Source organism: Fibrobacter sp. UWH1 (assembly GCF_002210365.1).
Taxonomy (GTDB): Bacteria; Fibrobacterota; Fibrobacteria; order Fibrobacterales; family Fibrobacteraceae; genus Fibrobacter.
On the sequence record NZ_MWQG01000061.1, the window covers coordinates 1 to 11,348 of the forward strand.

General features: G+C 47.3%; 9 protein-coding genes. 1 reads left to right on the forward strand and 8 read right to left on the reverse strand.

Features of this window, described 5'->3' with window-relative positions; all coding sequences use genetic code 11:
* Nucleotides 1–67: 67 nt before the first annotated feature.
* Entirely contained in the window at nt 68–913 is an 846-nt protein-coding gene (locus B7992_RS15435; RefSeq protein ID WP_088666733.1) for an FISUMP domain-containing protein, read from the forward strand.
* Here B7992_RS15435 and B7992_RS15440 read toward each other — a convergent pair whose 3' ends face one another.
* The 8 genes from B7992_RS15440 to rhuM all read right to left on the reverse strand — a co-directional run.
* Nucleotides 914–1,984: a fibrobacter succinogenes major paralogous domain-containing protein gene (locus B7992_RS15440; RefSeq protein ID WP_088666734.1), complete on the reverse strand. Its 1,071-nt coding sequence runs from the start codon at nt 1,982–1,984 to the stop codon at nt 914–916.
* Between the two features lie 226 nt (nt 1,985–2,210).
* Nucleotides 2,211–4,487, reverse strand: a complete 2,277-nt coding sequence (locus tag B7992_RS15445; protein ID WP_088666735.1) for an FISUMP domain-containing protein — start codon at nt 4,485–4,487, stop codon at nt 2,211–2,213.
* Nucleotides 4,488–4,499: 12 nt separating this feature from the next.
* Entirely contained in the window at nt 4,500–7,043 is a 2,544-nt protein-coding gene (locus B7992_RS15450) for an FISUMP domain-containing protein (RefSeq protein ID WP_088666736.1), read from the reverse strand.
* A 10-nt stretch (nt 7,044–7,053) separates the two neighbouring features.
* On the reverse strand, nt 7,054–9,138 hold the full coding sequence (locus B7992_RS15455; RefSeq protein ID WP_088666737.1) for an FISUMP domain-containing protein: 2,085 nt from the start codon (nt 9,136–9,138) through the stop codon (nt 7,054–7,056).
* A 509-nt stretch (nt 9,139–9,647) separates the two neighbouring features.
* On the reverse strand, nt 9,648–9,815 hold the full coding sequence (locus B7992_RS16835) for a hypothetical protein (protein WP_158236654.1): 168 nt from the start codon (nt 9,813–9,815) through the stop codon (nt 9,648–9,650).
* A gap of 29 nt (nt 9,816–9,844) precedes the next feature.
* The gene (locus B7992_RS15465; protein ID WP_254917737.1) at nt 9,845–10,384 is read right to left on the reverse strand and encodes an Rpn family recombination-promoting nuclease/putative transposase; all 540 of its coding nucleotides are present in this window, start codon (nt 10,382–10,384) and stop codon (nt 9,845–9,847) included.
* Complete coding sequence (locus B7992_RS17245) at nt 10,321–10,554, reverse strand: hypothetical protein (RefSeq protein WP_254793766.1); 234 nt, start codon at nt 10,552–10,554, stop codon at nt 10,321–10,323. The genes B7992_RS15465 and B7992_RS17245 overlap by 64 nt, the downstream gene beginning before the upstream one ends.
* Before the next feature lie 41 nt (nt 10,555–10,595).
* Nucleotides 10,596–11,348, reverse strand: a 753-nt coding sequence (gene rhuM / locus B7992_RS15470) for a RhuM family protein (RefSeq protein WP_141100504.1), incomplete at its 5' end; no start/stop codon positions are given.

Consider the following 11,348-nt stretch of genomic DNA (forward strand, 5'->3'; position numbering starts at 1 on the left):
GGATTTTTTTTTGTTTTCAGCCTAGATCGGATTTACTTGACGATGAGAATCCGCGCTTGAAGAAGAAATGGGTGGGAAGGATGTGGCCGGAGAAAGAGCTACGACGGAAGAAATGTTTGGAACGGATGATTATGGATTTAGCGCTTTGCCTGCTGGAGGTCTCTATAATCCTGCGTATAGTTCCGATGCAGGCTCATTTGGAGCTGTGGCATCTTTTATCATGACCACGGAATATGATTGGAATGCATGGGTATGGTTGCTTGTCAAGGAACGATCTTGGTCTCAATTCATGCAAACCCAAAAAAGTGCTTTCATGTCTCTGCGTTGCATAAAGGGTACAGCTACTGAATTTGCAAACTACGTCGTAGATCCAGCCACAGTCGTGACTGGAAGTCTTACGGATTCTCGAGATGATCATGTTTACAAGATTGCGACAATTGGATCGCAGACCTGGATGGCCGACAATTTGAAATATAAGGGCGCATCCACAAGTTATTGTTATGATAACGAAGAAAGCAATTGTGAAAAATACGGTAGAATGTATTCACAAAGTGAGTCTAGGACAATCTGCCCAGAAGGCTGGCATCTGCCAACGGCCGAGGACTATGAGGATTTGTATGCTCATACGGGGAAAACGGCTTCGTCCTTGAAATCTGCCGAAGGTTGGAGTTCTGTTTACTATAAGAGTTTAACGGATCCTTATAGTTTTAATCTTTATCCAACGGGTTCTGTTACTGTAAAAACGGATGGGTCGCTGAAATTCCAGAGCTTGGAGCTTGATGCTTGCTTATGGACTTCCTCGGAGAAGGAATCGACTTCTGGAGAAATAGAGTATCTTATATATACTGTGCACTCAGGGTCCTATGAAATGGCTTCAAATGATTATGCCAATGTTCGCTGCCTGAAGGATTGATTAGTTGTCCTTGAAGCAACGAACAGAGAACACATTGCCCTTATCGCGGTAGTTCAGGATGACATCGTCCATGTTGTAGTACAAGCGTAGGTAGTAGGCGTCGGTACTGTTGAACTCGCTAGCAGACCAGAAGGTGGCATAACGACCGGCATCGTAGAAATCGCCATGGTAGTTCCTGTAGCCAGCCGGGAGCGCAGAGAAGCCAGAGGAGTCAGTTCCATTGCCGCTAGAATCCCAACCTGTCATAGACCTGAAATATTTGCCCGCTGTTGACGAAAGTGCTTCAATAGTGTGGTTATAACCGAATTTAGAATCGAAGTTGTTGATAAGTACTTCATACTCATAGAGGCTCGGCAAATGCCAGCCGCTTGGGCAAACTCCTTGAACAAAGTCGTTTGGCTTGCATTCCTTTCCATGAGCACAATCTGCATTATTCATGGCGACTTGCCAGGTATAAAGGCGACCGTATTTGGAGCAGGAATCCGCCTTGTTGTTGTAGCATCCACTCCATGCGTATTCGCCCATGTCAGAAACATCACCCGGATCGTAGTTCAAGTTCTGGGCCATCCAGGTCTGGGTGCTGGTAGAGAGGGTCTTATAGACCTGGCCGTCGCGTGCATCAGTAAACTCACTGTAGTCAATGTCAGGATTCAAGTAAGCCCATGCGCCTTTGCTAGAACTGACGCTAGACTCTTCAGTTTCCAAATTTGGGTCGGGGACGAGCTCGGTTGAAGAGGACGAGAATTCTTCTTCGCGGAAATGGCCGGATTCCGTGAAAAAGTCGCAACCCATCTTCTCGACAAGTGGGCTGAACACCCAACCATTTTCGCCATCGCACACAGCCTTGCCGTGGTATTCTACCAGGTAGGTTGTAACGCACCTCAGGCTCTTGCCGCAGTCGTAGTTCGACAGTTCCACGAAAGTCTCAACCGTATCGGGAATGCCGCCGCGGTAACCGTCGTTGTTTACAGGCCCGCTGGTGGAACTGGAGTCATCGCCGCAGGCGTTGAGCGCAACAGCGAGCGGAACAACGCTTCCAAGCACAAAAACTTTCAACAAACCGAACTTCATAAAGTTTTCCTCGATCTTTTACAACCAAATAGTAGAAAATGAACTTAGCGACTCCCGACCGCCCGCAGCAACCGCTTTCCCTCAAACGCCCCACATTTCCCACGCATTTTTAGCCGAATTTTCTATATGTAACACCCTGTTACATATAGACTATTTTTGATGGTCTCCTGCTTGACTTTTGCATTTTGCAGTTGTAAGGAAAGTGGACGCAAAAAGTTTATTTTGATCAGTCCTTGATGCAACGGAGAGAAAGTGATGCACTTCGTGATATTGATGAAGCATGCAGTCTAGCACTGGAATCCATGCTGTATGAATGATCCGAGGTTGAAGCGCCTAAGTATGAATGATCCGAAGCGCCTAAGTAAATTGTCGAGGAGCGGAAATACGAATCTTTCAAATACCCAGTTGCCATCTCGGTTTCTGAAATATACCCTGACAGCATTTTAGGGAAACCAACATAGTCATTGTAGTTTGAATAGGAACCTACCGTAGAATCAATGGCATTCGCCAGGTCATTCCACTCTTCATACGACGGAACGTGCCAGCCAGTCGGGCAAATTCCTTGAGCCTTCAGATACTGTGTGGAATCCTGTTGCAGTGAATAGTCGATATTTTCAGGGAGTTTCATGACTGTGTGCCATTTGTAGAGACGGCCCATGCTTTCGCAGTTGCTTTCGGCAAGGCCAGGGCACAAGCTTTCATCAACATCGCTGCCGTTGTATTTCAAGTTGTCGGCCATCCATGTGCGTCCAGCGATTTCTGTTGTTCTGTAGACATGGTTGTCGCGAGAATCCGTTAATGTTCCATAGGGGTATTCCCAACCGTTTGCGGTGCACTTTGTCTTGTTGAGTCCGTTGTCAACGAGCACGCCAATGCGTGCGGAATTACATTCCCCAAGAACCGAGAGCATGGTTTGTATTGAACTGCTAGAGCTCACGGCGGAACTGCTGGAACTTTTTACAGAACTGCTGGAACTACCTGGGCTTGTCTTTTTGGTCCATTGTCCACCGCTGCAAAGGAATACCGTATCCGATACCGTAACCTGTTCGCCATTGTTCTTGTTCAGGCAAGGTCCAATTTGCCTTTCCAAGTCGCTCAGTCTTTTCCAGGTGGAAGACTGACACTTGTATGGAGTTCCGAACAAAGTATCGAGCATGTCGCGGTTGCTTGTATTGCATGTTTCAAAGACCCATGTGTAGTCTCCGAGTTTCCAGGTTCCCTTTTCGCAGACGCGTACCGTGGTGTCTTTTTCGTAGAGCACGACTTTATGGTAGCTTGAATCGGTGCACGGGCCAATTTCCTTTTCTATGTCGGTTAACTGTCTCCAGCCTTGCTGTGCTGAGGGGCACACTTGCTGTACAGAATCGAATGTAACGACTCGGCCAACATTGCTGCTGTCGCATTTGCCGTAGATGTCATTGATGTATGGCTTTTCCCAGGAACTGCCGTGGCATGCATAGACTTCCCCAGTTTTTGCAGTATCCAGTTTTCCATAAATATCCTGGTAGCAATAGCCAAGTTCCTTATTGAGGCCGACAAGTTCCGTCCAGTACCAGTTTTCGCAAACGTAGGTGCGTCCGCTGATTTCCACTTGCTTATAGCGGATTTCGGGCTGGCAAACTTCGCCAATTTCTGTAGGACCGGCAACCTTCCATCCGTTCTTGGAGCAAACAAGCATTGTGTCTGCATACCAGAACCTGGCCGAGGTATCGGAACATGCCTTTGCGGATGTGCCTGTAACAGCATGCCAGCCGTCACTGCCACATTCATAGCTAGAATCCTTTTCTGCCACGAAGACGTTTTCGTAGCGGTTGTAGCTTTCGCATGCAGGGAGCTCGTTGAACTTTGCCACTATGCCGAGCGGCCTTACGCACTTGGCGAAATAGAAACCGTTTGAAGAATCATCTTCAAAGAAGTTTTTGCCAAGGGAGTCTATGACAAACGCATAGCCGTCGCCTGTTTTATAGTAGCCGTAGGTTCCAAGGTTCTTGCAGGCCAACGTATCGTTCTTTTGGCAGTAGCCGCCGGTAGAAAGTTCGAGCTTTGCCGCCGAATAGGAGTATGCTCCCCTGCTTGCAAGGCTGTATCCCTTGGGGCATACTTTGCCAATGCTATACCTGTTGTAGTAGAGCCTTCCATATTTTTCACAATTGTCGTCATCATAGTCGTAGCAGGTACTCTTGACGCTATCGCTTTCGATACGGATGGTTTCCTTGATCCACTTGTAGGGCCCAATAACGACTGTACTGTAAACGGCGTTGTTTACGGAATCGACAACCGTGGTGTCGTCATTTTTGAACTGCGAAATGTCAATGACCGCCGCCGAAGAAAGTTCCTTCCAAGAGGAGCTGCTCTGAGCCGATGAGGAAGATTCCTGTTCAAGGTCGTTGGAGGATTCCGGGTTTTCTTCGCCATTGTTGCTTGCGCTTGCGCTGTCATCACTGCATGCAGCAAAGGTAAAGAGCATTGCTGTCATGAAAAATAATTTAAGATAGCTCTTCATTTTTCAACCTCCCTAGTAGTCCTTGACGCAACGGACGCCATGAGCGAAAACCTTGCTGTTGAGCATGTACATTTCTGGAGTTGTGGTCGAAAAATTGTCATAATCCACAACATTTGAAATTATCGTAGTTTTGCTGTTAGCAAAGCTAGCTCCCCAAAAGTAGCCGGTAGTATCTATCTTTTCAAAACCTGTAACAACATCAATGCCGTTACGATACCATTGGTAACGGAAGCCTGTCCCTGCGACTTTCAGGCCGATTGCATATACAGGAATTTTCGAATTGTTCACTGCTCTTCTAAGCGACGATAGTTCGTCTTCATCCGGGATATGCCACCCTGCCGGGCAAAGTCCCTGCCATTGCGGCTTTATCTGGTCATATCCAAGGATGGTCTTGTCGTAAATGGAATCAAGCTGCATAGCAGTGTGCCATTGATAAAGGAGGCCCCTGCTTTCATATTTGATGTTGTCGTTTGGATACCAGAAACGATCTACTCCAGCGCCCTTGTAGCGCAAGTTTTCGGCCATCCAGGTCTTTCCGTCAAAAGTAGTTGTGTAGTAAACGTTTCCATCGCGAGGGTCCTTGAGGGTTTCGGTCAAAACAGCCTTCCATGAACTGGCCGTGCACTTGGCGGTAACCATTGAGTCGGAATAAATAGCACCTTCCAGCGCAGTTGTGCACTTCTTGAGTATTTCTTCCCTTGTAGCTTCCTTCCAAACGTTAGGGTCGGGGGTTCCAGAGCAGATGTAGTACACGTCTTTGTAGCTAATCAGCAAGTTTGCCCTGGGTTTTGCGCAGTAGCCTGCTACCGAGTCAATCGGCTGCATTGCATACCACTGGTACGATCCGCGGTCAATGTCGCAAATGTATTCGACTCCGTTGAAAACGCCCGACAGTTTAGTTTTTGTCGAAGAACAATTTCCATAAACATCGCTTACCGAAGCGGCAACCCATGAATTGCTCGTGCACTTGTAGGAAATTCCACTTGCAGTTTTCTTTATGGTGCCGATAAGGTCAGCAGTGCATGCCCCAAGGGAAGCTACATCGTTTGTTATTTTCCCCCAGGAGAACTGTACGTTTTGCGACTGCGATGACGGAACCTCGATTCTGCACAAATAGGATGTGTCCCTGTACGTCTTGATTTTGCCGAAGGTAGTGTCGGTGCATGCGCCAATGGATTGTTCAATGCTGCTAAGCTGCTGCCAGCCGTAGGTGCGGCACTGGTAAGACTTGGTTCCGATTGCGGTAACCTTGTTCATTTTCGCCTGGTTGCAAACGCCAAGGTAAACGGTGTCAGAAATGGCGACCCAGCTCCCGGCTTCGCAACGCATTGCCGTATTGCCGTCAACCTTTACAGAAAGTTCCTTGGTGCAGCTCGCCGGGTTTGAAGAACTGGAATAAATATTGATCGAAGAGGAACTCAAGATTGTCTGCAGCGACAAGTTCCAGCCATTTTCATCGCAGGTATATGGAAGGTTTTGGAACATTTCCGTCCTATACTGGCTGGGCTTTTTGCAGAATCCATGGACTTTTTCAATTTCCTCGAGCGATCTCCAGCCATCTTCTTCACAGACCTGCGTTATGGGGCCTATCGTCATGACGGAATCACGCATGGAATCATCGCAGTCGTAAAGATCGACTGGTGCTGCGTAGGACCATGTTTCGGATTTGTAAAAGCGCTTGCTCCTGCAAACAAATATGGCAGTATCGCTTTTGAACAGCGCACCGGCATCGTCGCAGTGGTCTGCAAAGATACTCGAAGAATAAACGGGCCTCCAACCATATTCCCCGCAATGCAGATCGTCTTTTATGCTCCATACATAAAAAGAATCCACAAGGGTTCGCGCTTCGTCGTCACATTCTGGAAGATCTTCGAACTTTGCAACCACATGGGCGTATTTCATGCAGCGCAGCGAATAGTAGGTCATGTTATCCTGCTCCGTTGCGTAGCTTGAATCCTTCGAAATATAGAAGGCCTTGTTCTTTGCCGTAATGAATGCTCCTACGGAATCAGCACCAACGCAACCGGAGGAATCCGAAGTATTGCAGAATCCGCCAAGCGTAATTCCAAGCTTTTCATCAAAAATTCTTCCATTCCGCACAAGGTATTCCCATTCGCTCTTGAGCGGTAGCCTAAAGTTGCCCGGGCACAGCTCACCCGCATCCAACGGCCTGTAAAGCCTGCCGTACTTTTCGCAAGACTTTTCATCGTTACCGTAGCAGGTGCTGTTGATGACCTTCGGCTTTACCGAAATGTTTTCTGCAAGCCAAACAAACGGGCCGACCGTAACCGTCTTGTACTTGATGCCTGTATTTTCTTCCAGGTAAAAGCCCTCATCGATATTGATTTCAGAAATATCGATATGCGTAGTCGAAGAATACTTTGTAGAAGAACTGCTTTTAGATTCGCTGCTGGTTTCCGGGGAATCGCTGTCGGAGGACTCTAGCCCAGACGAAATTTCCTCTTCATCTAGTGCGCTGTTAGAACTTTCGCTGCAAGCAAAAAAGCCAATGGATAAAAAGGCAATGCAAATAGTCTTGATAAACTTGTCTAACATGTCTCACTCCTTACTTCGAAATAGCCCATGACGTTCCATTGCAGAAATAGCGCTGGCCGTCTAGCCCATTAACAAGCTTTCTATAGTTTATTTCATCGCATGCGCCAAGGGCTTGCGTCAAGTCGCCAGACAAAATCCAGTTGCTGCCGTTGCATACCATGTTTGCCCCGGCATAGGTTGCCGTTTTGCCCTCGAAATTTTCCATGCACATAGTCCCGATGCTCCAGTTGAGCGCCGTAGTAACGACCCAGCCCTTTTCGGAACAGCCATAATACTTGCTGATATACTTCTTGGTCGCACCCAGGTTACTGTTGTCGCACTTTCCAAGGAAATCCTTGTCTGTAGCGGTTCTCCAACCCGTAGAATCGCACATGTAGTTACTGCCGTTATACACCTTGAATTCGCCACGGTTGCTTGCCTGGCACAAGCCGATTTTCTGTTCTAGCGTAGAAGATACAGACCAGGTGCCGCTTGTAGAGCAGTAGTATCTTGTTGGCGAAGTGTTACCGCCTGAAGTCCAGTCAACAATATCGTATGCCCTGTCAGCGGTACATTCCCCGTGAACCTTCGAAATGTCGCTTGCCCCCGCAGAATGCCAGCCGGTAGAATCGCAAACATAATAGGCGTTGTACCCGTCCTTCTCCAGTGAACCGAACCTCTTGCTATAGCAAATTTTGCCAAGAGTTTTTTCAAGGGTGGTAAACGCGCGCCAAGAAGTGTCCGCGCAGGCATAACGATTTTCATTGAATGTTGCGGAATCTCCGTTGCGGGTTTCTGTGCACTTGCCATAGACATCGACAAGGTTTGCAGCCCTCCATCTCAGGGAATCGTTGCACACATAGATAACTTCATTTAGCGTATCTAGCGCACCCGCAATCTTGCTTGTGCAAAAGCCGAATTCAATTTCAATATCAGAAAGGCGGACCCAGCCGGTATTGTTGCAACCATAATAATCCCCATTGTACGGAATATATTGCCCTTCTTTTTCCTTGTTGCATTCCTCTACAATGTCTTCAAAAGAAGCCTTGCGCCACCCTGTAGAATCACAATAGTAATTGTCATTTTTAATGGAACCGACAAAGCCAAGAGCTTCGGCATTGCATAGGCCAAGCTTTATTTCTGTAGCGGTAAACTTGCGCCAGGAATCATTTTGGCAAACATAGTCAACGCCGTTGAACTTCGTTGTAGAGCCGTCATTGGCAGCACCGCACTCAAGATCCACGTCATCTATTTCTGCAATTTCCCAGGAACCATATTTGCAAATGTAGGTAGTGTCGTTGACTACCGAGGTGTAGCCCTTTCTTACATGTTCGCAATCACTATTGAAGTTGTCAACCCACTTGTAGGAGCCGTTGCAGCGGTAGTTACTCTGGGCATCCGTCACATAGAATTCCCCGAGGCTCATTTGAGAAGAACTATCGCAGGTAGGGAGGTTTTCTACGGACTTCACTATGTAGGTTCTAGAAATGCAGCGTAGCGAATAGAAACCGTTATTCTCGGCAGGCGCAAAGGAACCGGTCAACCCGTCATTTGTCACGAATACGGTATTGTTCGCTGTCAGGTAGAACGACTTCGAACCTTGCATTTGGCAGCTCAGTTCACCGTCGTCGGCCTCGGAACAAAATCCAGCCTTCCTGACGTTCATACCGAACTGTTGTTCCTTGTCTAGCGAACTTCTGTATTTTTTCAGCTCTTTCCAATCCTGTTCCGATGGAATTTCAAAGCCCTCTGGGCAAGCTTTCTCCGCCTTTGTAGCACGATAGAGCATGCCGAAATTTTCGCAGTTCGCATCATCCAGGTCGTAACACATGGGGCCGGCAGAGAACGTATCGTAATGAATGTCGCTCATGAGCCACTGGTACGTTTTGAACCGCACCAAAGCATAGGTATTGCCGCTCTTGGAATCGTAAAACTCTCCCACGTTCAGGCTGTCAAACGAGGATTCATGCGGAACCGTATCCAAAACGTCTTGATTTGACTGTTCGGAACCATCCTTGGATGGACCAGAACCGCTATCATCGCCGCAGGCTACGAGTGCCATAAAGATTGGTACTGCGCACCCAAGAGCCAATGCTTTAAAACAAATGATCTTCATAAAAATTTCCTCATACTTTTACAACCAAATAATAGAAAAGAACCAAGCGACTCCCGACCGCCCGCAGCTACCGATTTTTCGAAAATACCTCTCATTTTCCTCGCATTTTTAGCAAAATTTTCTATATGTAACACCCTGTTACATATAGGCTGTTTTTTGATGTGTTCAAAAAAAATGTCAACTCTTTTAGGGAAGAGCATTTTGCATTTATAAACGCATAAAAACTAGATGTTTTGCGTTTACAAATAAAAATCATTGAAAAAAATTTTAAGCCGGTAGGATCTTTGGAATGGAGAATGGTTAGGTGCGGGATTTCAAAATAGGGGCGTTCCCCCGGCTTCGCCGGGGGCGGTGCCTTGCGCTATCGACTCGCGCGTCCCACCCATACGGGCTGCGGGGTCCTCTAAAGGGGACCATGGCCCACTAAGAGCAAAGCTCTAAGTGGTTGCAGCCCTAACGCGAAAGCAATGTGGAACGGCTCTTGACGCAGGTGCGAGACTGCGCCTCTTTTACAGTGCCCTGATTTCTTCGGGAGTGAGGCCTGTTCGCTTGGAAATGATTTCCAGCGGAATTCCATCATCGCGGAAACCCTTGGCGAGTTCCTTGTTCTTGGCATCAGCACCTTCTTCCTTTCCCTGCAGGTAGGAGCCCTGCTTTTCGTAAAGCATGTCAGTCATGTTATCTACCTCTCTTGAAGCTCCGTGCTTTAGCACGGGAAAGCGGCTTCGCCGCTTGATAGCTGAAGGATGTCTTTTTCGATGAAACTTCGCAACTTTAGTTGCGCTAAAGTTTCACGAAAGAAGACCAGGAGTAAAAGTTCATCGGTGTACCCCACAAAAGATACATCTTTTGCGAAGTCTTCGTCAAGGAGATTTCCCGCTTTTTCCTCGTCGATGGTCTTGTCTTCCAACACATCGCGAAAGAGCCGCAGCATTTCTGCGCGGGGCGACACATCACGGGCTTCCCGGCGATTTTCTTCTTGCAGACGGTCGTCCATGCGGAAAAACTTCGACATTTCCACAAGAAATACATCAATCTTCTTGAATGGATATTTACGGTTCCGCATTACCTGGCACTGATGAAAATAAGTGTCAGGCTCCAGCGGGAACTGGTCATCCACAAGCAGAGAAAGCACATAGATATGCGGCAGCTCGTAACTCTTGTTTTTCTTCACCTGGTTATTCACGATGCGAGATGTGTAATAAACCAGACGGTCCATGAACAGCGTGTTGAAATTCTGCTGCACCTCGATGACCACGGGTTCATTCGCTCTGGCTTGCCTTCGCTCGCCATCAGCATCTTAAAAATGCCATCGCTGAACGGATAGACATTCCTATAGATTTCACGGTACTTGGGGAGATTCTCGGGATGTTCCTTGAGATCGCGGGCCATGGCCCAGAATTGGCTTCTGTTCATACTTTCCTCCAGTCGCTACAGGCTAAAAAAGCGACGGTTATTTATTTCACGCTTTCTAAAAGTTGTTCCTTTGAGATTGCGCTCAGTACAGAAAATGCGGTTAGCTTGTTGCCTAAATCGCGGATGCTTGCGCCTACATGGTAAATTGTATTATCGACAATGATAAACCTGTCGTGGACATCACGCATGTTGCGAAGCTCAACGGTCGGGAACTGCCGATTCAGCCTGGCTGCTTCTTCATTCATGGTTCTGTTAATGCGAGCCGAATACACGAAAGCTTTAATACCTTCGGCCTTCTTTGCAACTAAAGAAAGAGTGACATCGTCGGCGTACGGATCGATAATGACGATTTCTTCTTTTGCAGAACGCACTAATTGAGCGGCAAACTCATAACCGCTCCACCAGGATTTTGCGTTTAGTATTCCCTCGCTCGGCGGCAAGTTCGCCTTGACAAAGAAATCGACTTGCTTTTCGAGGGACAAAAGCCTAGAATCATGATTTTCCAATTTGTTCTCGTGAGAAATCAGCCGCTGATTTACAGAACCGCCTTTAAGCAAATGTTCCTTGAGCACCTGATTTGCCCAGCGACGGAATTTAACGCCATTAGGAGATTTGACACGATAACCAACAGACAGAACAACATCTAAATCATAATGCTCAACTTGATATGTTTTTCCGTCAGCTGCAGTTGTCGCAAAATTTGCGACATCTGAATTGCATGCTTCTTCTTTTAATGCGTCCCGAATTCTATTTGCAAATGCATAATCCGAGCGGAATCTGAAGGATGCAAAAAA